Here is a 20,026-nt window from a genome sequence, read left to right on the forward strand (position 1 = left end):
GGACGAAGGAAATCAAATGTTCGACACGAAGAAAGTAGAAATCCAGTGGGGCGGAAAAACCCTCACGCTGGAAACGGGCAAGGTTGCCCGCCAGGCCGACGGCGCGATCATGGCGACGCTCGGCGAAACCGTGGTGCTGTGCGCGGTCACCGCCGCCAAGTCGGTCAAGGACGGGCAGGACTTCTTCCCGCTGACCGTGCACTATCAGGAGAAGTATAGCGCGGCCGGCCGCATCCCTGGCGGCTTCTTCAAGCGCGAGCGCGGCGCGACCGAGAAGGAGACCCTGGTCTCGCGTCTCATCGACCGCCCGATCCGCCCGCTCTTTCCGGAAGGGTTCTACAACGAGATCAACGCGATCGCGCAGGTCCTGTCCTATGACGGCGAGAATGAGCCCGACATCCTCGCGATGGTTGCGGCCTCGGCGGCGCTCACCATTTCGGGCGTGCCCTTCATGGGCCCGATCGGCGCCGCGCGCGTCGGCTATGTCGATGGCGAATATATCCTCAACCCGACCGACAAGCAGGTCGCCGAGGGCGATCTCGACCTGGTCGTCGCCGCGACCTACGACGCGGTGATGATGGTCGAATCCGAAGCCAATGAGCTGTCGGAAGAGATCATGCTCGGCGCCGTCCTGTTCGCGCACGACGCGTGCAAGGAAGTCGTCAAGGCGATCATCAAGCTCGCTGAGCAGGCTGCCAAGGATCCCTGGGAGATGGCGTCGTCGGACGACAATGCCGGCATCAAGGACAAGCTCAAGAAGCTGATCGGCAAGGATATCGAGGCAGCCTACAAGCTGACCGACAAGTCGGCCCGCTCGAATGCGCTCAACGAAGCCCGCGCCAAGGCGAAGGCCCAGTTCACCGCCGATGGCCTTGCTCCGCAGGAAGTCATGGCCGGCATCAAGCTGACCAAGAAGCTCGAAGCCGACATCGTCCGCGGTGCGATCCTCAAGACCGGCAAGCGCATCGACGGCCGCACCACCACGCAGATCCGCCCGATCGTGGCGGAGACGCACTTCCTGCCGCGCGCGCACGGTTCGGCGCTGTTCACCCGCGGCGAGACCCAGACCATCGCCACCTGCACCCTCGGCACCAAGGACGCCGAGCAGATGATCGATGGGCTCAACGGGCTCAGCTACCAGCACTTCATGCTGCACTATAACTTCCCGCCCTATTCGGTCGGCGAAGTCGGCCGCTTCGGCGCCCCGGGCCGCCGCGAAGTCGGCCATGGCAAGCTGGCGTGGCGCGCGCTGCACCCGGTGCTGCCGACCAAGGAGGAGTTCCCCTACACCGTCCGCCTGACCAGCGACATCACCGAGTCGAACGGCTCGTCGTCGATGGCGTCGGTCTGCGGCGGCAGCCTCGCGATGATGGACGCCGGCGTGCCGATCAAGCGCCCGGTCTCGGGCATCGCGATGGGCCTGATCCTCGAGGGCAAGGAGTTCGCGATCCTGAGCGACATCCTCGGCGACGAGGATCATCTCGGCGACATGGACTTCAAGGTCGCGGGCACGTCCGAGGGCATCACCACGATGCAGATGGACATCAAGATCGCCGGCATCACCCGCGAGATCTTCGAAAAGGCGCTCAATCAGGCCAAGGAAGGCCGCGCGCACATCCTCGGCGAGATGAACAAGGCGCTGGGCGAGACCCGCTCGGAGCTGTCGGCGCACGCGCCGCGCATCGAGACGATGACGATCGACAAGTCGAAGATCCGCGACGTGATCGGCACCGGCGGCAAGGTGATCCGTGAGATCGTCGCCACCACCGGCGCCAAGGTCGATATCGACGATGAGGGCGTGATCAAGGTCTCGTCGAGCGATCATGCGCAGATCGAGGCCGCGATCAACTGGATCAAGGGCATCGTCGAGGAGCCCGAGGTCGGCAAGGTCTATACCGGCAAGGTGGTCAATCTGGTCGATTTCGGCGCGTTCGTGAACTTCATGGGCGGCAAGGACGGCCTCGTCCACGTCTCGGAGATCAAGAACGAGCGCGTCGAGAAGGTCAGCGATGCCCTCTCGGAAGGCCAGGAAGTCAAGGTCAAGGTCCTCGAGATCGACCAGCGCGGCAAGGTCCGCCTGTCGATGCGCGTCGTCGATCAGGAGACCGGCGCCGAGCTCGAAGACACCCGCCCGCCCCGCGAGGAGCGTCCGCGCGGTGATCGCGGCGACCGCGGCCCCCGCGACGGCGACCGCCGCCGCGACGGCGGCCGTGGCGGCGACCGCGACCGTGGCCCGCGCCGCGAGGGTGGCGATCGCGACCGGGGTCCGCGCGGCGAAGGCCGCGGCGATCGGGGCCCGCGCCGCGAGGGCGGCGAGGACAAGGGCGGCGAGGATATCGGCCTCCCGGCGTTCCTCACCGGCGACCGCGACTAAGCCGTTCGCAAACCAGCATGAAGGGGCCCGGGAAACCGGGCCCCTTTTTGTTTGCGCCCGCGCCCGATAGGCTGCCGTCCAACGGGAGGGGCGCCATGAAGAGCTGGACCAATTTGCTGGCCGCGATCGCGGGGGCGGTGCTGCTGGCGCTGTTCGCGACCACCACGCCCCGGCCGGTCGCGGCCGATGCGCCCGCGGCCGACTTCTCCGCCGCGCGCGCCATGGCCGATGTCCGCGAAATCGCCCGCGCACCGCATCCGACCGGGAGCGCCGAGAATGCGCGGGTGCGGGCCTATCTGATGCAGCGGCTGCAATCGCTGGGCATGACAGTGACCGCGAACGCCGCGCCGCTGGGCGCCGAGGCCCAGGCGCGGCTCGACAAATGGGCGGGCAAGCCCTCGCCCGCCCAGGCGGTCAATCTGGTCGCGACTCTGCCGGGGCGCGATCCCGCCAGGCCGGCGCTGCTGCTGATGGCGCATCATGATTCGGCGTGGGGATCGCCCGGCGCGCCCGACGACGGCACGGGCGTCGCAGCGATCCTCGAAGTGGTGCGCGCGATCCGGGCTAGCGGGCAGGCGCCCGAGCGCATGCTGATCGTGCTGTTCACCGATGCCGAGGAACTGGGGCTCGACGGGGCCGAGCATTTCTTCAACCAGGATCCGGCGCACGCGAAGGTCGGCGTGATCGTCAATCTCGAGGCGCGCGGCGGCGGCGGGCGCGCTTCGATGTTCGAGACCGGCACCCAGAATGGCGCGATGATCGACCTGTTCGCCCGCTCGGTGCGTCATCCGGTGGGCACCTCGCTCAGCGTGTTCGTCTATAACAAGCTGCCCAATTACACCGACTATACCGTCGCCAAGAAACAAAGCGTACCGGGGTTCAACTTCGCCTTTATCGGGCGGCCGGGCCTCTATCATTCGCCGCTGGCGACCCCGGACGCGCTCGACCAGGGATCGCTCCAGGACATCGGCCGCCAGACGCTCGATCTCAGCCGCGCCTTGCTCGCCGCGCCCGAACTGCCCGGCAAGGCGCCCGACCGCGTCTTCTACGATCTGTTCGGGCTGGTCTTCCTCGCCTATCCCGGCTGGGCCGGGTGGCTGATCCTCGCGGCCGCGGCGGGCGCCTATGGCTATGCCGCCTGGGGCAGGACGACGCTGCGCGACCTGGGACGCGGCGCCGGGGCGGTGCTGGCGTTGATCCTGGTGGACGGGGTATTGCTGTTCGCCGGCAATCTGGTGTCGGGCGCCGACGGCAAGGTCAATTATTACGACCGGCTCGCGGCGATCCCGCGGCTGGAAATCCAGGCGCTGCTGCTGTGCCTCGCCGCATCGGCCCTGGTCGCGGGGCTTTTGCTCGCTCGCCGCCCGGTCGCGCCGCTGCTGCCCGCGATCGCCGCGCCCTGGCTGCTGCTGGCGCTGGTGGCGCAGGCGCTGGCGCCGACCGCGGCCTTTCCGCTGCAGATCCCGCTGCTGCTCGGCGGGATTGGCGCGGGCGTCGCACGCTGGCGCGGCGGCGCGGCGGGCAATTGGGCGATGACGGTCGCGGGTGCGCTGGGGGTCGGCTATATGCTCACGCTCGCCCACCAGCTGTTCCAGGCGATGGGGCAGGACATGCCCTTCCTGATGGTGGTGCCGCTGGGGCTCGGCGGGCTGCTGCTCCTGCCGCTCTTCCTCCGTATCGAGCGGCCGCGGGCGATGCAGGAGGCGGCGGTGCTCGGCGTGCTCGCGCTGGCGATCGCGCTATGGGTGCGGCTCGATCCGGTCGCGGCGAGCGCGGCGGTCTATAGCGGCTTTCATTGACCGGCTGGGCCGGGCGCCTGGAAGAAACCCCTTTCCTACAGCCCCCGACCCAGCATATTTGCCTTGCCTCGTTTCATGCAAGCACGAGGCACCGCATGTCCCGCAAGTTCAGCACCGCCCGCCGCGAGGCCTTTTTTCGCGCGCTCGCCGAGACCGGCAACCAGACGCTCGCGGCCGAACGGGCCAAGGTCTCGCGGAGCTGGGTGACGCTGCACCGCGCCGCCGATCCCGAATTCCGCGCGCGGATCGCGGCGGCGCGGGCGGAGGCGAAGGCGCGGATCGCGCGGGCCAAGGCCGAGGGCGGCGGGGTGGCACCACCCTCCGGCTGGGGTTCGCTCGACGGCGCGGAGCTGGTGGTGCGCGGGGGCAATGGGCGGTGGACGCAGATCGCGCGGGCGCGGCTGAAGCAATGGTCGCCGCGCGTGGAGGCACGCTTCCTGGGGGTGCTGGCGGCGACCTGCAACGTCAAGGCGGCGTGCACGGCGGTGGGGCTGACCGCCGCATCGGCCTATGCCCATGCCAAGCGCTGGCAAGGCTTTGCCGAGCGGTGGCGAGAGGCGGTCGAGATCGGCTATCTGCGGATCGAGGCGGGGCTGCTCGCCCAAGCCGACGGCAATCCTTTTTCGGACCGCGAGGTCGATCCCGAAGTGGCGATGCCGCCGATGACGGTCGCGCAGGCGCTGCAGCTGCTTCACATGCACAAGCGCGAGGTGCGCGGAATCGGCGGGAGGCCGGGCGTGAGCGGGCCGCCCCCGTCGTTCGAAGCGGTGAAGCCCGGCATCCTGCGCAAGCTCGAGCGGTTTCAGGCGTCGATCGAGGCGCGCGGGCTGGTCGATCCGGAGACGCAGGCGGCGGACGCGCGCGAATGGGCGCGGCGGCGATGACGCGGGCCAAGTGATGGGCTTGTCTTGAAAAATTGCGCGCCGGCGGGCCGGTCTGATTTGAGGCAGGGCCTTTTTTGTTGCGTGTCCGCCCCGGGCGGATGAAGATGCGCGCGCCGCCCGTTGTTCGAAGACCGGCGCATCTGGGGCCGCGATGCGCAGGCCAAAGGCGGCAGAGAGCAGGGGTAAATGGGCGAGGCCCGCGAACGGGAAGGCTGGCACGAGCGGCTGCCGCTGCGCAAGCTGCCGGTCTGGCAGTCGGCGGCGATCATCGTCGGCGTGGTGGGCCTGGCCTTTCTCGCGCGGCTGGCGCTCAAGCCCGCGATCCCGGTCGGCTCGCCCTTCGTCACCTTCTTCCCCGCGGTGCTGCTCGTCGCCTTCCTGCTGGGGGTGCGGCGCGGCGCGGTCGCGGCGGCGCTCAGCACCCTGCTCGGCGTGCTCTTCTTCATGTCGGACCCGATGGCGCCCGGCTATTTCGCGACCGCGGTTCCTTCGGCGGTCGCCTATGCCGTGCTGGTCGGCGTCAACCTGACCCTCTTCCACTGGATGCAGTCGGCCAACGACAAGCTCCGCGCCGAACGCGCGCGATCGGCGGCGCTGGCGAACACGCGCGAATTGCTGTTCCGCGAGCTCCAGCACCGCGTCTCGAACAATCTCCAGGTCGCCGCCGGATTGCTCGCGCTCCAGAAGAAGCATGTCGAGGGCGAGCGCGCCCGCGCCGCGCTCGAGGAGGCATCGCGCCGGATCGGGGTGATCGGGCGGATCAGCCGCCAGCTCTACGAGCATGACGGCGGCACGCGCAGCCTCCACGCGCTGATCGAGCCGATGTGCCACGATGTGCTCGACGCGGCGGGCACGCCGGGCGTGACGCTGAGGGTGAGCGGCGGCGAGAGCCAGGCGCTCCCGGCCGACTCCGCGATCCCGGTCGCGCTGATCGTCGCCGAGGCGGTGGCCAACGCGATCGAGCATGGCTTTGCCGGCCGCGAGAAGGGCGTCATCTCGGTCGACTGCATGAGCGGCGGCAATGGCGGCGGCTTCAAGATCGAGATTCGCGACGACGGGTGCGGTCTGCCCGATGGTTTCGCGATGGAGAACGGCGCGGGGCTGGGCCTTCGCATCGCCGCGACGCTCGCCGAGCAGCTCGGTGGCCAGTTCGAGCTGGTCGCGCGCCGGGCCGAGGGCGGGGGGGCGACCGCGCGGCTGATGGTGCCGGGCTAGAGTCGCTGGATGAAGCGCAGCGTGTTGCCGCTCGGATCGTCGGCATAGAATTCGCGCGTACCCCAGCTCTGGATCAGCGGCGCCTGATGGACGGGGGAGTCCGGCTTGGCCGAGATATCGAGCCCGCGCGCGACGAAGCGCTTGAACAGCCCTTCCACGTCATCGGCAAGCACCGCGACCGCCTGGCCATAGACGCCGTCGCCGCTATGCGATGAGAGATGGAGCTCGTGGCCGTCGCGGGTGACGATCGCGAAGGCGGGGTCGCCGCCCTCCGGCCAGGTCCCCTGATGCTCGAAATCGAGCACGCCGGTGTAGAATTGCACCGCCTCGGCGATATCGCGGCATTTGACGGTGGGGATCAGGGTCATGGCGCGGCCCTCGAATGAAGTGGGGGGCTTCTGTTGCCCGGTGCCCCGCGCTTTTGATTGGGTCCAGGGGATTCTGTTGCCCGGCTCCCCTGGTGGCCGCTGAACTCCACTTCTGTTGCCCGGTGTGGCTCAACCGCGCTTTTGTCTGTCTAACCTAGACCGTGAGGTCTTGGGTTAGGCCGCAATCGCGAGCTCAACGTTATCGTTGGCATCTATGTTTATGGACCGTCACAGTGGCCCATGCTGAGAGATAAGCTGCGCTTTTCAACACACGTCGATCCTGGTTCGGCCCCGTCAGAAACGGTGTCCAGATACACCACCACTTGTGGTGGAGCCGCCGGGTACTGCCCCCGGGTCCGCTGCGCCTATTGCACGCCGCCGTTTATCCCCATAGCCGGGCGAACCCGGCAGTTCCGATATAGGGACATCGTCGGGAATGAAAAGGGCGGCGTTCTCGTGGGTTCAGCTGCGCTGACCCGTGCGGCACATGCCGGGCAAAACGCACTCTTCACAGCGGCGCGAAGAAGTTGCATTGGCTACGGCATGCTGACGCAGCGTTCCCGTTATGCCCTTCGCGCGATGCTGTTCCTCGCGGTGCAGCCCGAGGGCGGCAAGCCGATTCCGATGAACCGGATCGCCGCCGAGGCCAATGTGCCGCGCAAATTCCTCGAGCTGATCCTCGCCGATCTGCGCGAGGCGGGCTTTCTCGACAGCCATCGCGGCAAGATGGGCGGATACCGGCTCGCGCGCCCGACCCATCTGATTTCGCTGGGCGAGATCATCCGGGTGATCGAGGGGCCGCTGGCGCTGGTCCCGTGCGTCAGCCGCACCGCCTATCGCCCGTGCAACGATTGCAAGGACGAGGCCGCCTGCGCGATCCGCGCGGCGATGGCGCGGGTGCGCGACGAGACCGCGCGCATCCTCGACGGGACGAGCCTCGCCGATGCGGTGGCCGAGGATCTGGCGGCCGCCTGACCGTTGCGCCGGCGTACCGGATAGGCCGAAGCGCTCCAAATCGTGGCCGAAACGAAGCCGCGCCGCCGCCGATCGCCCGGACGCCTCTTTTCGCCGCGGGTGACTTCCCCATATAAGACACCGTCCAACAGGGACCGGAGGAATATCCCCATGAAGATTCGTGTCGTTGTCGCGCTGGTGTCGGCGATGCTGCTGTCGGCCTGCGGGCTCAACAGCGTGCCCACCGCCGAGGAGAATGCCAAGGCGAAATGGGCCGATGTCCAGGCCGCCTATCAGCGCCGCGCGGACCTGATCCCCAATCTGGTCGCGACCGTGAAGGGCGCGGCGGGTTCCGAGGGCAAGATCCTGACCGACGTCGTCAATGCGCGCGCGCGGGCAACCTCGATCCAGCTCGCGCCGGGCGATCTGAACGATCCCGCCAAGATGCAGGCCTATCAGGCGGCGCAGCAGCAGCTGGGCGGGTCGCTCAGCCGGCTGATGGTGACGGTCGAGGCCTATCCCCAGCTCCAGAGCCAGGGGACCTTCAAGACGCTGATGGACCAGATCGAAGGCAGCGAGAACCGGATCAACATCGCGATCCGCGACTATAACGGCGCGGTGCAGGCCTATAATACCCGCATCCGCACCTTCCCCGACGCGATCGGCGCGCGCATCTTCTATGGCTCGAAGCCGATGGTGCCCTTCCAGGCCAAGCCCGGGGCGGATACCGCGCCGACGGTCGATTTCGGGAACAGCAACTGAAACACCAGCTGATCCCGCTGCTCGCGCTGGCGCCGCTCGCCGCGTGCGGCGGGGCGCCCGAAGCGAAGGCCCCGGAGACGGCGCAGGTGACTAGCCTCGCGCCGTCTCCGGCCCCGTCTCCGGCCGTGACGCCGGCGGGCCGCATCGCCGATATGGCGGGGCTGCTCTCCGACGCGCAAAAGGCCGAGCTGTCGGCCAAGCTCGGTGCGCTGGAGCGCAGGACAGGGCAGCAGGTGGTGATCGCGACCACCCCCACGCTGAACGGGCGCGATCTGGACGATGCCGCCGAGGAGCTCGGCAACCGGCTGGGGGTGCATGACGGCGTGCTGCTGCTCGTCGCGGTGAAGGAGCGCGAGCTGCGGCTGATGGTCGGGCGCGGCTCGCTCAAGCTGCTCACCAAAAGCGAGGCGGACGCGATCATCCACAAGACCATGTATCCCGATCTCCACGCCAATCATTTCGCCGCCGGCATCCTCAAGGGCGCCGACCGGATCATCGCCGAACTATCGGAGACCCGCGCGTGACTCTGATCCGGACCCTCCTCGCCCTGCTGCTGGTGACGCTGCCCGTCACCGCCCAGGCGCAGAACTTCCCGCCGCTCAGCGGCCGCGTGGTCGATGCCGCGAACCTGCTCAGCCCCGAGCAGGAGGCGCAGCTCACCCAGCTCTCGCAGGAGATCGAAAAGGCCTCGTCGCGCCAGTTCGTGGTGGCGACGATCCCCGATCTCCAGGGCTATCCGATCGAGGATTATGGCGTCGGCCTCGGCCGCGCCTGGAAGATCGGCCAGAAGGACGCCAATAACGGCATCATCCTGATCGTCGCCCCCAACGACCGCAAGGTCCGGATCGAGGTCGGCTACGGGCTCGAACCGATCATGACCGATGCCTATGCGGGGATGATCATCGACAATCTGATCCTGCCCAAATTCCGCAACAAGGATATGGCGGGCGGGATCATGGCGGGGGCGTCGGCAATCGGCGACCAGATGAAGCTGCCGCTCGAAGCCGCCGAGGCCCGCGCCAAGGAACAGCTCGCCAAGCAGCACCAGGCCAAGCGCCGGAATGGCGGCGGGATCGGCATCTTTGTCGGCATATTCGTGCTGTTCATGATCTTCGCGGTGGTGCTGCCGGCGATCTTCGGGCGGCGGCGCGGGCGGCGCTATCGCGGCGTCGGCGGCGATGTCGGCAATATCCTGCTGTGGACCGCGCTCGACGCGGCGATGCGCGGCGGGAGATCGGGCGGCAGCAGCTGGGGTGGCGGCGGTGGCGGCTGGGGCGGCGGCGGTGGCGGAGGCTTTTCCGGCGGCGGCGGATCGTTCGGCGGCGGCGGCGCATCGGGAGGCTGGTGATGGCAGGGTTCAACTTCACGCCCGAACAGCACGCGCTGGTGGGCGCGGCGGTCTCCGAGGCCGAGAAGAACACCGATGGCGAGATCGTCACGATCGTCACCGAGCAATCGGACGCCTATCACGATGTCGCGCTCCATTATGCGGTCGCGGCGATGCTGCTGCTGGTCGCGGGGGCGGCGCTGTGGCCGTGGATCCTCGAGGCCAAGCTCGAATGGCTGCAGGGCGGCTGGGGCGCGGCGGGGCTCAACCTCCACCAGTTGCTGTTCCTGCTGCTGCTGGGCGAGGCGGCGATCTTCCTGATCGTGCGCTATGCGCTCGCCTGGACGCCGCTGCGGATGCTGGCCACGCCCAGCGCGACCAAGGCGCGCCGGGTGCAGCGCCGCGCGATGCAGTTCTTCAAGTCGAGCGCCGAGAAACGCACCGTCGGCCGCGTCGGCATCCTCCTCTATGTCAGCATCGCCGAGCACCGCGCCGAGATCATCGCCGACGAGGCGATCCATTCGAAGGTCGCGCCCGAGCGCTGGGGCGAGGCGATGGCGGCGCTGGTCGGCAAGCTGAAGCGCGGCGATCCGGCGGGCGGGATGGCCGATGCGGTCGGCCAGATGGCGGCGATCCTCAAGGAGCATTTCCCCAAGACCGATGCCGATGTGAACGAGCTGCCGGACCGGCTGATCGAGCTGTGAGCGAGTCCGTCATCGCCTGGCAGGGCAAGTGGATCGCGGTGAAGACCGAAGGGCCGTGGGAATATGTCTCGCGCGCCCGCGGCATCCGGGCGGTGGTGATCGTCGCGATCGACGATGACGGCCATGTCCTGCTGATCGATCAGTATCGCGTGCCGCTGGGCCGCCGCTGCCTCGAGCTGCCCGCCGGGCTGGTCGGCGACGATCGTGCCGACGACACGCCCGAAAGCGCCGCGGTGCGCGAGCTGGAGGAAGAGACCGGCTACACCGCGTCGGACATCGAGGTGCTCGGCGAGTTCTACTCCTCGCCCGGACTGGTGACCGAGGGCTTCACGCTCGTCCGGCTGCGCGGGCTCTCGCGGATCGGCGCGGGCGGCGGGATTGCGGGCGAGGAGGATATCACCGTCCACCATGTGCCGCTCGCCGATGTCCCCGGCTTCGTGGCGGCGAAGCGCGGCGAGGGAATGGCGATCGACGTCAAGCTGTTGTTGCTGCTCTCCGGGAGCTTGCTGGGTTAGCGGAAATTGTCGGCATAGGCCTGCAGCTTGAGCTTGCGCTCGGGCGCCGCGATCACGTGATACGCGATCCCCTCGCGCTCGGCATAGTCGCGCGCGGCCTCCATCGTCGGGAAGCCGAGGCGGAGCTGACCCTGCGTATCGCCCGAACCCGCCCAGCCGGTGAGCGGATCGGGGGTCTGCTTCTCGCCGGGCTCGAAGTCGAGGATCCAGCGATCGGTGCGGGCGCGGCCCGACTGCATGGCGTTCTTGGGGCGCTGATAGATGCGGGCGGTCTTCATGCACGTTTCCTTAGTGCGAGATGGTTCCGGGTTGAACCACCTCCGTCATCCCGGCGAAAGCCGGGACCCAGAGCCACGCACGATATCGCCTGTTACTCTGGGTCCCGGCTTTCGCCGGGATGACGATTCAATTTGGCTCTAGCGCCTGCCCTCCGCCCTTGCATCCGCATTTTTGGTGCGCAGCGTGGCCGATGCGCTGGCGGGATCGTCGGGCCAGGGGTGGCGCGGATAGCGGCCGCGCATCTCCTTGGCGACCGCCGCCCAGCTGCCTGCCCAGAAGCCGGGCAGATCGCGCGTGGTCTGGATCGGGCGGCCCGCGGGGGAGGTGAGGCTGAGGACCAGCGGGGTGCTGCCCACCATCGGATGCGTGGCGAGGCCGAACAGCGCCTGCGGGCGCAGCTCGACCGTGGGGCCGGCTTCGGCGGCATAGTCGATTTCGTGGGTCGATCCGGCGGGGCTGGCGAAGCGCGCGGGGGCGATGCGGTCGAGCGTCTGCTGCCCGTCCCAGCCGAGAATGTTGTTGAGCGCGGTGGTGAGGCCTTCGACGGCGTCGAGGCGGCGCTTTCCGGCGAGGAGCGGGGGGAGCCAGTCGTCGAGACCGGCGATCAGCGCTTCGTCGGAGAGGCTGTCGATCCCGGCATAACGGGCGCGGGTCCGGAGCGCCTGCGCGGTTTCGGACCAGGGGAGGAGGGCCAGGCCGTGGGTCCGGACCGCCTCCAACAGCGCCTTCTCGATCTCTTGCGGGTCGGCATTCGAATCGGGGCCGGAGGAGAGGCGGATGCTGCCCAAACGGCGTTCGCGCAGCGCTTCGATGCGGCCGGTGGCGGGATCGAAGCGGACGGTGCGGCGGGTTTCGATGCGGTGGGCGAACAGGGCCTCGACCGTCGCCGCGCCGATCTCCACGGCGGAGAGGATGCGCGCGCCAGCGGCCATGCCCTGCGTCTCGGCCACCGCGAGCCATTCGGCGCGGGCGAGCGACGAGGTCGGGTCGAGCCTGAAACCGCGCCCGCCCACCGAGGCCCAGGTCTCGCCAGTCGCGTCGCGGCGCCGGGCGATGCGGTCGGGAAAGGCGAGCGCGATGGAGACCGCCACCCCGTTCGTGTCGAGCGAAGTCGAGACACCTTGGCCAGGCACAGGCTTCTCGACTTCGCTCGAAGCGAACGGTGGGGCCAGGCGTGCCCATCGCTCCGCCAGTTTCCGCGCATTCTCCGCCCTCGGCCCACGTTCGGTCTTCCAGCGGCGCAGGCGCAGGTCGAGATCGGCGTCCTGCCCGCCAAGGCCGCGTTCGCCGAGCAGGACGGCGACCTGAGCGGCGGTGTGGGCGAGGCCGATCTCGCCCGCCCGGACGAGCATATGGCCAAGGCGCGGCGGCAGCGGCAGGCGCGCGATGGCCTTGCCGTGATCGGTGGGGCGGCCATTCGCGTCGAGGGCTTCGAGCGCGGTGAGGCGGGTGCGGGCTTCGGCGATGGCGGCATCGGGGGGCGGATCGAGCCAGCGCAGGCTGCGCGGATCGGCAACGCCCCATAGCGCGCAATCGAGGGTGAGCGCCGAGAGATCGGCCTCGAGGATTTCGGGCGGATCGAAGCGCGGCAGGCCCGCGGTCGCGGCGGCTTCCCAGAGCCGGTAAGCAACGCCCGGCCCCTGCCGCGCGGCGCGGCCCGCGCGCTGGGTGACCGACGCCTGGCTGGCGCGCTCGGTGACCAGCCGGGTCATGCCCGCCGCGCGGTCGTAGCGGGGGCGGCGGGCCAGCCCCGAATCGACCACGATGCGGATTCCGTCGAGCGTCAGGCTGGTCTCGGCGATCGAGGTGGCGAGGACGAGCTTGCGGCGCCCCTGCGGATCGGGCGCTATCGCGGCGCGCTGGGCGGCGGGGTCGAGGCTGCCATGGAGCTTGTGGAGGATGATTCCCGGCAGATCCGCGAGGCGATCGGCGGTGCGCTCGATCTCGGCGACACCGGGAAGGAAGGCGAGGACACCGGCTCCCTCGTCCTTGGCGGCTTCCCGCAGTGCGGTCCGCACCGCGGCGGCGACCGACTCCTCGATCCTGGCCTCGGCGGCGCGGCCGAGATGGCGGAGTTCGAGCGGGTGCATCCGGCCCTCGCTCTCGATCACCCGTGCGTCGAGCAGGTCGGCGAAGCGGCCGCCATCGAGCGTGGCGGACATCGCCACCAGCCGCAGATCCGGGCGCAACGCGGCCTGCGCGTCGAGCGCGAGCGCGAGGCCGAAATCGCTGTCGAGGCTGCGCTCATGCACTTCGTCGAACAGCACCGCCGAGACCCCGGCCAATTCGGGATCGGACTGGATTCGCGCGACAAATATGCCCTCGGTGACCACGGTCACCCGCGTCGCCGCCGAGCGCTTGCTGTCCATGCGCGTGGCATAGCCATAGGTCTGGCCCACGCTTTGTCCGGCAAGCGCCGCCATCCGCTCGGCAGCCGCCCGCGCGGCGAGGCGGCGCGGCGAGAGGAGCAGGATCTCGCCCGCGCACCAGGGCTCGCCGAGCAAGACGGGCGCGACCGCCGTCGTCTTGCCCGCGCCCGGCGGCGCGACGAGCACGGCGTTGCTTGCCTCGCGCAGCAGGGCGAGCAGATCGGGCAGAACCGCGTGGATCGGAAGCGCGTCCATTCCGCCCCCATGGCATAGCGGGTGCGTCATCGAAAATAGCTAGGCGTGGCTGCGCCCTTTTCGCGAATCATGCGTTGGCGGGCGCAAAGGAGATCGACCGATGGCACGCACGCTTTCCCAATTCACCATCACCCCCGACGGCAATGGCGATTATGTGCTGAGCCTCGAGGATGATGACGGCGAGACGATCGATTTCACCGCGAGCTTCGACCAGCTCGATCTGATCACCGAGGCGATCGACGACGCGCTCGAAGCGGATGAGGACGATCTGGTCGCCGATGACGAGGACGAGGAAGAACCCGCCGGGGAGTAAAAGGCCACGCTTTGGTCGCACTCTCGCCCGATAGGCCATGCTCAAGAGCGCCGGCGGCGGGGATAGGCCTGTTCGCGGCGTAGGTCCGGGGTTCAGGCCGTTTCCGTGCAGCGTGCGATTATTTCCTTATGGGACTGGGTCCGCGAAACCCCCTCGCGCCGCGCCGCCGGCGTGGTGTTCGCACTGGTGCTCGAAGCGCTGGTGGTGCTGCTGTTCCTGGCGCTGCCCGGGCCCGGCGATCTCCAGAAGAAACAGCCCCGGCTCGACGTGTTCGACGTGCCCGATCCCGGCGCGGGCAAGGCCAAGCCCAAGCCCGATACCGCGGCCAAGGCGCGTCCCCGGGGCGGTCAGGTCGCGCATGCCAGGCTCAACGAGCCCGAGATCGTCCCGCCGCCCCCGCCCCCCGTCGAGCCGCCGCCCAACGCCAACATCCTGTGGCTGACCAAGCCCGAATATGCCGGAAGCGATATCGGTAGGAACCGGCCGCAGGGGCCGCAGAACAACGCCAACCAGTCGGGCGCCGAGAATGGCAGCGGCGACGCTCCGGGCGACAGCCAGCTTGCCGAGGGCCATGGGCCGAACGGCGAGCCGCTCTTTGTCGCCGAATGGTATCGCCGGCCGACCCATGCCGAGCTGAACCCCTATATTCCGGAGCGAGCGCGCGGGCGCGCGGGCTGGGGCCTGATCATCTGCCGCACGATCGCGCAGTACCGCGTCGACGATTGCCGCGAGCTGGGGGATGCGCCGCGCGGGTCGGGCTATGCCGGCGCGGTGCGGCAGGCGGCGTTCCAGTTCCGGGTGCGGCCGCCGCGCAAGGGCGGCAAGTCGCTGGTCGGCGCCTGGGTGGCGATCCGGATCGACTATATCATCACCCGCGAGAAGGACGACGATTAGGACGGATCGCCGATTCGTTTAGGAGCGCCTCAGTAAGCGCGCGCGACCGCGAATTCGACGGCTTCGACCATCGCGTCCTTGGCGCCGCCGGGCGCGAAGCCGCCGAGCGCGTCGATCGCGCGCTGGCCGTAGTGGCGGGCGCGGGCGAGCGTGTCCTCGACCGCGCGGCTGGCCTGGACCAGGCGGACCGCCTCGGCGAAATCCTCGTCGGCGACGCGGCGGCCGGCGACGGCCTCCTTCCAGAAGGCGCGGTCGCCCTCGCTGCCGCGCGCATAGGCGAGGATGACGGGCAGCGTCATCTTGCCCTCGCGGAAATCGTCGCCCGCATCCTTGCCCATCGCCTCGGCGGTCGAGATATAGTCGATTGCGTCATCGACGAGCTGGAAGGCGATGCCGAGGTTGCGGCCATAGGCGTCGAGCGCCGATTCCTCGCGCTCGCCGCGCTCGGCGACCACCGCGGCGATCTTGCACGCCGCCGCGAACAGCGTGGCGGTCTTGGCGTCGATGATGTCGAGATAGCGTTCCTCGCTGAGATCGATCCGGCGCACCGCGGTGAGCTGGTTGACCTCGCCTTCCGCGATCGTCGCGCTGGCGCCCGACAGGATCTTGAGCACCTTGAGGCTGCCATCCTCGACCATCAGCTCGAAGCTGCGCGAGAAGAGGAAGTCGCCGACCAGCACGCTCGCCGGATTGCCCCAGATGATGTTCGCGGTGCGGCGGCCGCGGCGCAGGTCCGACGAATCGACGACATCGTCGTGGAGCAGGGTCGCGGTGTGGATGAACTCGACGGCTGCTGCCAGTTTATGGTGCCGCGTGCCCGAATATTCGAGCAGCCGCGCGCTCGCGAGGGTGAGCATCGGCCGCATCCGCTTGCCGCCGCCGGCGATCAGGTGCCCGGCGAGCTCCGGGATCAGCGGAATGTCCGAGTTCATCCGGTCGAGGATGACTGCATTGACCAGGTTGAGATCGGGGGCGACCAGCGACAGCATCGGTTCGAGCGAAGGCTCACGGCCGCCGATGCGATGGATGGTAGCGCTCATCGTGGCCGCGCTCTGGCGCGTTGGGGCGCTAAAGGCAAGGGGTAGGGCTTGCGCGAGGCCGTCGAGACGGCAAAAGGGGCGATAGGGAGGGCCGCCATGCCGGACGAGACGCTCAAACGCTATCGCCAGAGCATCGACAATATCGATGCGGCTTTGGTCCATATCCTCGCCGAACGCTTCAAGATCACGCAGGCGGTGGGAACCTACAAGGCCGAGCACGGCCTTCCCCCCGCCGATCCCGGCCGCGAGGAAGCCCAGATCGCCCGGCTGCGCGCGCTGGCGAAGGACGCCGATCTCGATCCCGAGTTCAGCGAGGCCTTCCTGCGCTTCATCATCAACGAGGTGATCCGCCACCACGAGCATGCGCGGGGCGGGTGAGGGCGTAGAAGAAGGGAGATTTCGCGCGGAGACGCGAAGAGGGCGTCCTGCGCTGGGAGCCGATGCGCCGCGTTAGCGGCAGGATTTGCTGGACCGTCGAGATTGAGAGCCGCCGGCGCGGCGGGCGGGACATCTCCGCGCCTCCGCGCGAACCTCTTTCCTCCTGCTTACTCCGCCGCCAGCAGCGTCTCCGCCCCGCCCAGATCGACGCTCACCAGCCGGCTCACCCCCTGCTCGACCATCGTCACGCCGAACAGGCGGTGCATGCGGCTCATCGTCGCGGCATTGTGGGTGACGATCAGGTAGCGGGTGGCGGTTTCCTCGGTCATGCGGTCGAGCAGGTCGCAGAAACGCTCGATATTGGCGTCGTCGAGCGGCGCATCGACTTCGTCGAGCACGCAGATCGGGGCGGGATTCGTCAGGAACAGCGCGAAGATCAGCGCGACCGCGGTCAGCGCCTGCTCGCCGCCCGACAGGAGCGTGAGCGACTGGAGCTTCTTGCCGGGCGGCTGGGCCATGATCTCGAGCCCGGCCTCGAGCGGATCGTCCGAATCGATCAGTTCGAGATGCGCCTGGCCGCCGTTGAACAAGGTCGTGAAGAGGCGCCGGAAATGCTGGTCGACCGCCTCGAACGCGGCGAGCAGGCGCTGGCGGCCCTCGCGGTTGAGCGTGCCGATCGAATAGCGCAGGCGATGGACCGCCTGGATCAGCTCGTCGCGCTCCTTCGCGCTGTTCTGCGCCGATTCGGTGAGTTCGGCGAGTTCGCTCTCGGCGACCAGGTTGACCGGACCGATGCGTTCGCGCTCGGCAATGAGCCGGTCGTGCGCCGATGATTCGTCCTGCGGATCGCGGACCGTGTCTTCCTTGAACCCCGCGCGTTCGGGGAGGAGCGGCGGCGGGCATTCGAAGCGCTCGCCCGAAAGGCGGCCCATTTCGATGCGGCGCATCTCCTGATTCTCGGCGCGGGCGAGCGCGCCGGCGCGTTCCTCGCGGGCTTGGCTCAGCGCTTCGTTGGCGGCACGGACATGGTGTTCGGTGTCGCGGACGATGGTCTCGGCCTCGCGCTCGGCGGCCTGGGCGGCGGCAGAAGCGGCGCGGGTCTCTTCGGTCTGGGCTTCGGCCTCGGTAATGCGGGCGTCGAGCTGAGCCGGACGATCCGCGAGCGCCGCGCTTTCCTCGGCAAGCTCGGCGGCGCGCTTGTCCATCTCGGCGCTGCGGCGCGCGGCCTCGCCGGCGCGCGATTTCCAGCTGCGGCTTTCGGCCCCTGCGGCGGCGAGGCGTTCGCGGCTGGAGGCGATCTCGCGTTCGAGCGTGCCGCGTTCGGCGCGGGCCTGGGCGGTGGCGGCGCGGCGGGTTTCGGCTTCGGCCGAGAGTTTGGATACCTGTTCGCGCGTGGCGCTGCCGTCGGGGAGCGCGGCCTTGGCGGCTTCGGCGCGGGCGAGCTCCCCCGCGGCCTCGTCGCTCTCGGCCGAGATGCGGGCGCGGCGCGAGTTGAGATCGGCGCGCTGCGAATCGAGCCGCTCGATCTGGCCGGCGGCGCGGTCCTCGGCGCGCGCGGCGTCGCGGCCGGCATTCTCGCTATGGTCGAGCAGGCGGCGGCAGTCGGCGGCGTTGCGGCGTGCCTCGGCGATCGTCTCGTCGACCCGCGCCAGCTCGGCATCGGCGGCATCGACCGCGCGCACCGCGGCGGGACGCGCCTTTTCGATCGCGCGCAGCCGGTTGACGCGCTCGAGCCGCTCGGCGGCGGCGGCGCCGCCCGACTTGGCGACATAGCCGTCCCAGCGGCGCAGCACGCCCGTGAGCGTGACGAGGCGCTGGCCGACCGCGAGCGGCTGGCCGGTGTCGCTCTCGGCGACCAGCACCTGCGCGAGGCGCCGGGCGAGCGCCTCGGGTGCCTGGACGTGCGATCCGAGCGGGGTGGTGTCCGCCGCGGCCTTGGGATCGCCCGGCTGGCTCTCGGCGCCCGCCCAATAGCGGTCCGCTGAGGTATCGAGCCCCGCTTCAAGGTCATCGCCCAGCGCCGCGGCGAGCGCGCGTTCGTACCCCGCATCGACGCGGAGCTTGTCGAGCAGCCGGTCCTTGTCGCTCGCGCGCGTCGCCTTGGTGAGCGCGGCGGCCTCGCTGTCGAGTTGCGACAGTTCGGCATGGGCAGCGGCGCGAGCGGATTGGGCGCGGTCGCGGCCCTCGATCGCGCCGCGCTCGGCGGCGTCGGCGCGAGCAAGCCCGGTGCGCGCGGTTTCGGCCTGGGCGGCGGCCTTGGCGCGCGCCTCAGCGGCGCGGGCCTTTTCGGCCTTGAGCGGCCCGGGGTCGGCGAGTGCGCGGCCCTCAGCGTCGATCCGGGCGGCATCCCGCGCGGCGCGCTCGACCCGGGTGCGCGCGGCGGCGAGCGCGGCCTCGGCGACGCGTGCATCGGCGGTCTCGGCGGCCTGCGCGGCGAGCGCCTGTGCCAGCGCGACCTCGGCATCGCGCGCGGCGCGCTCGGCTTCGGCGAGCGCGGCATCGAGATGCGGCATGCGCGCGGCCGCGGCGGCGATCCGCTCGTCGAGCGTCTTCGCCTCCTCGTCAAGCCGGGCGAGCGCCTCGGCGGCGTCGCGGGCAAGCGCGCCCTCGCGCCCCTTGTCCTCGGCGAGGCGGAGCTCGGAATCCCTGAGGTCGGCGATCCGGCGCTCGACCGTGGCGCGTTCGCTGCGCAAGGTCGCCAGCCGGTGCATCGCCTCGGTCGCGCGGTCGCGCACGGCCAGCGCATCGGCGCGGACGGTGGCGAGCGCCTCTGCAGCCGCCTGCTGGACGGCGGCGGCCTTGTCGTGCGCCTGGGCGGCCTCGGCGACGCGCGCTTCGGCCGATTGCGCCTCGGCCTTGGCGGCATCGGCGGCGGCAGCGGCATCGCGCCAGCGCGCGAAGATCATCCGCGCCTCGGCCACGCGGATCTTATCCGAAAGCTCGCGATAGCGCTCGGCCTGGCGCGCCTGACGCTTGAGCGCAGCGGCCCGCGTTTCCTGATCGGTGATGACCTCGTCGAGCCGGGTCAGGTTGGCCTCGGTCGCGCGCAGTTTCTGCTCGGCATCCTTGCGGCGGACATGGAGGCCGGCGATCCCGGCGGCCTCTTCGAGCATCGCGCGGCGCTCGGCGGGCTTGGCCGAGATGATCGAGCCGATCCGGCCCTGGCTGACCAATGCCGGCGAATGCGCGCCGGTCGCGGCGTCGGCGAAGACAAGGCTGACATCCTTGGCGCGGACGTCGCGGCCATTGACGCGATAGGCTGAGCCCGCGCCGCGCTCGATCCGGCGGACCACCTCGAGCTCGTCATCCGCGCCGACACCGTCGGCGAGGATCGAGACCTCGGCGAAGTCGCGCTGGGGGCGGGTCGCCGTTCCCGCGAAGATCACATCCTCCATGCCCGCGCCGCGCATCGACTTGGGGCTATTCTCGCCCATCGCCCAGCGCAGCGCCTCGAGCAGATTGGATTTGCCGCAGCCGTTCGGGCCGACAATCCCCGTCAGCCCGGGCTCGATCCGAAGATCGGCCGGGTCGACGAAGCTCTTGAACCCGGTGAGCCGCAGCCGCTTGATCTGCATGGTGCGGCTCCGCGCGCCTTC

At 69.6% G+C, this 20,026-nt stretch carries 18 protein-coding genes and 1 other RNA gene; 13 read left to right on the forward strand and 6 right to left on the reverse strand.

The window, feature by feature from the left end; genetic code table 11:
- Positions 1–16: 16 nt before the first annotated feature.
- The 4 genes from pnp (at position 17) to OF829_RS07220 (ending at position 6,272) form a co-directional block, all read left to right on the forward strand.
- Positions 17–2,374 carry a polyribonucleotide nucleotidyltransferase gene (gene pnp, locus OF829_RS07205; protein WP_264939304.1) on the forward strand — a complete coding sequence of 786 codons (2,358 nt, stop codon included), beginning with the start codon at positions 17–19 and terminating at the stop codon, positions 2,372–2,374.
- Between the two features lie 95 nt (positions 2,375–2,469).
- Complete coding sequence (locus tag OF829_RS07210) at positions 2,470–4,173, forward strand: M20/M25/M40 family metallo-hydrolase (RefSeq protein WP_264939305.1); 1,704 nt, start codon at positions 2,470–2,472, stop codon at positions 4,171–4,173.
- 95 nt (positions 4,174–4,268) lie between these two features.
- On the forward strand, positions 4,269–5,057 hold the full coding sequence (locus tag OF829_RS07215) for a hypothetical protein (RefSeq protein ID WP_264939306.1): 789 nt from the start codon (positions 4,269–4,271) through the stop codon (positions 5,055–5,057).
- Between the two features lie 186 nt (positions 5,058–5,243).
- Positions 5,244–6,272 carry a sensor histidine kinase gene (locus tag OF829_RS07220; RefSeq protein ID WP_264939307.1) on the forward strand — a complete coding sequence of 343 codons (1,029 nt, stop codon included), beginning with the start codon at positions 5,244–5,246 and terminating at the stop codon, positions 6,270–6,272.
- On the opposite strand, the gene OF829_RS07225 is transcribed toward OF829_RS07220, so the two are convergent.
- Together OF829_RS07225 and ssrA are read right to left on the reverse strand one after the other, a co-directional pair.
- Entirely contained in the window at positions 6,269–6,640 is a 372-nt protein-coding gene (locus tag OF829_RS07225) for a glyoxalase superfamily protein (protein ID WP_264939308.1), read from the reverse strand. The two genes, OF829_RS07220 and OF829_RS07225, sit on opposite strands and share 4 nt — an antisense overlap.
- A gap of 100 nt (positions 6,641–6,740) precedes the next feature.
- Positions 6,741–7,087: a transfer-messenger RNA gene (gene ssrA / locus OF829_RS07230) on the reverse strand.
- Positions 7,088–7,183: 96 nt separating this feature from the next.
- Between ssrA and OF829_RS07235 the strand changes: the two genes are divergently transcribed.
- From OF829_RS07235 to OF829_RS07260, 6 genes are all read left to right on the forward strand, one after another.
- Positions 7,184–7,615 (forward strand): RrF2 family transcriptional regulator, encoded by a 432-nt coding sequence (locus OF829_RS07235; RefSeq protein ID WP_264939309.1) that lies wholly within the window; start codon positions 7,184–7,186, stop codon positions 7,613–7,615.
- A 150-nt stretch (positions 7,616–7,765) separates the two neighbouring features.
- The gene (locus OF829_RS07240; RefSeq protein ID WP_264939310.1) at positions 7,766–8,356 is read left to right on the forward strand and encodes a LemA family protein; all 591 of its coding nucleotides are present in this window, start codon (positions 7,766–7,768) and stop codon (positions 8,354–8,356) included.
- Positions 8,357–8,442: 86 nt separating this feature from the next.
- On the forward strand, positions 8,443–8,880 hold the full coding sequence (locus OF829_RS07245; protein ID WP_264939311.1) for a TPM domain-containing protein: 438 nt from the start codon (positions 8,443–8,445) through the stop codon (positions 8,878–8,880).
- 2 nt (positions 8,881–8,882) lie between these two features.
- Positions 8,883–9,704: a TPM domain-containing protein gene (locus OF829_RS07250; protein ID WP_264939596.1), complete on the forward strand. Its 822-nt coding sequence runs from the start codon at positions 8,883–8,885 to the stop codon at positions 9,702–9,704.
- Positions 9,704–10,387: a TPM domain-containing protein gene (locus tag OF829_RS07255; protein WP_264939312.1), complete on the forward strand. Its 684-nt coding sequence runs from the start codon at positions 9,704–9,706 to the stop codon at positions 10,385–10,387. The genes OF829_RS07250 and OF829_RS07255 overlap by 1 nt, the downstream gene beginning before the upstream one ends.
- Positions 10,384–10,902 (forward strand): NUDIX hydrolase, encoded by a 519-nt coding sequence (locus OF829_RS07260; protein WP_264939313.1) that lies wholly within the window; start codon positions 10,384–10,386, stop codon positions 10,900–10,902. Before OF829_RS07255 ends, OF829_RS07260 begins: the two co-directional genes overlap by 4 nt.
- Here OF829_RS07260 and OF829_RS07265 read toward each other — a convergent pair.
- Positions 10,899–11,180: an ETC complex I subunit gene (locus OF829_RS07265; protein WP_264939314.1), complete on the reverse strand. Its 282-nt coding sequence runs from the start codon at positions 11,178–11,180 to the stop codon at positions 10,899–10,901. The two genes, OF829_RS07260 and OF829_RS07265, sit on opposite strands and share 4 nt — an antisense overlap.
- Before the next feature lie 138 nt (positions 11,181–11,318).
- Positions 11,319–13,805, reverse strand: coding sequence for an ATP-dependent helicase HrpB (hrpB, locus tag OF829_RS07270; protein ID WP_264939315.1), 2,487 nt, complete (start codon positions 13,803–13,805; stop codon positions 11,319–11,321).
- A gap of 100 nt (positions 13,806–13,905) precedes the next feature.
- On the opposite strand from hrpB, the gene OF829_RS07275 reads away from it, so the two are divergent.
- Both OF829_RS07275 and OF829_RS07280 read left to right on the forward strand, forming a co-directional pair.
- Positions 13,906–14,118 carry a hypothetical protein gene (locus OF829_RS07275; protein WP_264939316.1) on the forward strand — a complete coding sequence of 71 codons (213 nt, stop codon included), beginning with the start codon at positions 13,906–13,908 and terminating at the stop codon, positions 14,116–14,118.
- A gap of 105 nt (positions 14,119–14,223) precedes the next feature.
- Positions 14,224–15,012: a hypothetical protein gene (locus OF829_RS07280; protein ID WP_264939317.1), complete on the forward strand. Its 789-nt coding sequence runs from the start codon at positions 14,224–14,226 to the stop codon at positions 15,010–15,012.
- A 29-nt stretch (positions 15,013–15,041) separates the two neighbouring features.
- Here OF829_RS07280 and OF829_RS07285 read toward each other — a convergent pair whose 3' ends face one another.
- Positions 15,042–16,052 carry a polyprenyl synthetase family protein gene (locus tag OF829_RS07285; RefSeq protein WP_264939318.1) on the reverse strand — a complete coding sequence of 337 codons (1,011 nt, stop codon included), beginning with the start codon at positions 16,050–16,052 and terminating at the stop codon, positions 15,042–15,044.
- A gap of 96 nt (positions 16,053–16,148) precedes the next feature.
- On the opposite strand from OF829_RS07285, the gene OF829_RS07290 reads away from it, so the two are divergent.
- A complete protein-coding gene (locus OF829_RS07290) occupies positions 16,149–16,430 on the forward strand; it encodes a chorismate mutase (RefSeq protein WP_264939319.1) in 282 nt (93 codons plus the stop codon).
- Between the two features lie 167 nt (positions 16,431–16,597).
- On the opposite strand, the gene smc is transcribed toward OF829_RS07290, so the two are convergent.
- Positions 16,598–20,005: a chromosome segregation protein SMC gene (gene smc, locus OF829_RS07295; protein ID WP_264939320.1), complete on the reverse strand. Its 3,408-nt coding sequence runs from the start codon at positions 20,003–20,005 to the stop codon at positions 16,598–16,600.
- Between the last annotated feature and the right edge of the window lie 21 nt (positions 20,006–20,026).

Source organism: Sphingomonas caeni, assembly GCF_026013415.1.
GTDB classification, from domain to species: domain Bacteria; phylum Pseudomonadota; class Alphaproteobacteria; order Sphingomonadales; family Sphingomonadaceae; genus Sphingomonas; species Sphingomonas caeni.

What these genes read in the sequence shown, in the direction of transcription:
- OF829_RS07210 (WP_264939305.1), top strand. Translation starts at nt 2,470, where the DNA reads ATGAAGAGCTGGACCAATTTGCTGGCCGCGATCGCGGGGGCGGTGCTG.
- OF829_RS07275 (WP_264939316.1), top strand. Translation starts at nt 13,906, where the DNA reads ATGGCACGCACGCTTTCCCAATTCACCATCACCCCCGACGGCAATGGC.
- OF829_RS07265 (WP_264939314.1), bottom strand. Translation starts at nt 11,180, where the DNA reads ATGAAGACCGCCCGCATCTATCAGCGCCCCAAGAACGCCATGCAGTCG.
- OF829_RS07235 (WP_264939309.1), top strand. Translation starts at nt 7,184, where the DNA reads ATGCTGACGCAGCGTTCCCGTTATGCCCTTCGCGCGATGCTGTTCCTC.
- OF829_RS07255 (WP_264939312.1), top strand. Translation starts at nt 9,704, where the DNA reads ATGGCAGGGTTCAACTTCACGCCCGAACAGCACGCGCTGGTGGGCGCG.
- hrpB (WP_264939315.1), bottom strand. Translation starts at nt 13,805, where the DNA reads ATGGACGCGCTTCCGATCCACGCGGTTCTGCCCGATCTGCTCGCCCTG.
- OF829_RS07215 (WP_264939306.1), top strand. Translation starts at nt 4,269, where the DNA reads ATGTCCCGCAAGTTCAGCACCGCCCGCCGCGAGGCCTTTTTTCGCGCG.
- OF829_RS07220 (WP_264939307.1), top strand. Translation starts at nt 5,244, where the DNA reads ATGGGCGAGGCCCGCGAACGGGAAGGCTGGCACGAGCGGCTGCCGCTG.
- smc (WP_264939320.1), bottom strand. Translation starts at nt 20,005, where the DNA reads ATGCAGATCAAGCGGCTGCGGCTCACCGGGTTCAAGAGCTTCGTCGAC.
- OF829_RS07225 (WP_264939308.1), bottom strand. Translation starts at nt 6,640, where the DNA reads ATGACCCTGATCCCCACCGTCAAATGCCGCGATATCGCCGAGGCGGTG.
- pnp (WP_264939304.1), top strand. Translation starts at nt 17, where the DNA reads ATGTTCGACACGAAGAAAGTAGAAATCCAGTGGGGCGGAAAAACCCTC.
- OF829_RS07240 (WP_264939310.1), top strand. Translation starts at nt 7,766, where the DNA reads ATGAAGATTCGTGTCGTTGTCGCGCTGGTGTCGGCGATGCTGCTGTCG.
- OF829_RS07290 (WP_264939319.1), top strand. Translation starts at nt 16,149, where the DNA reads ATGCCGGACGAGACGCTCAAACGCTATCGCCAGAGCATCGACAATATC.
- OF829_RS07285 (WP_264939318.1), bottom strand. Translation starts at nt 16,052, where the DNA reads ATGAGCGCTACCATCCATCGCATCGGCGGCCGTGAGCCTTCGCTCGAA.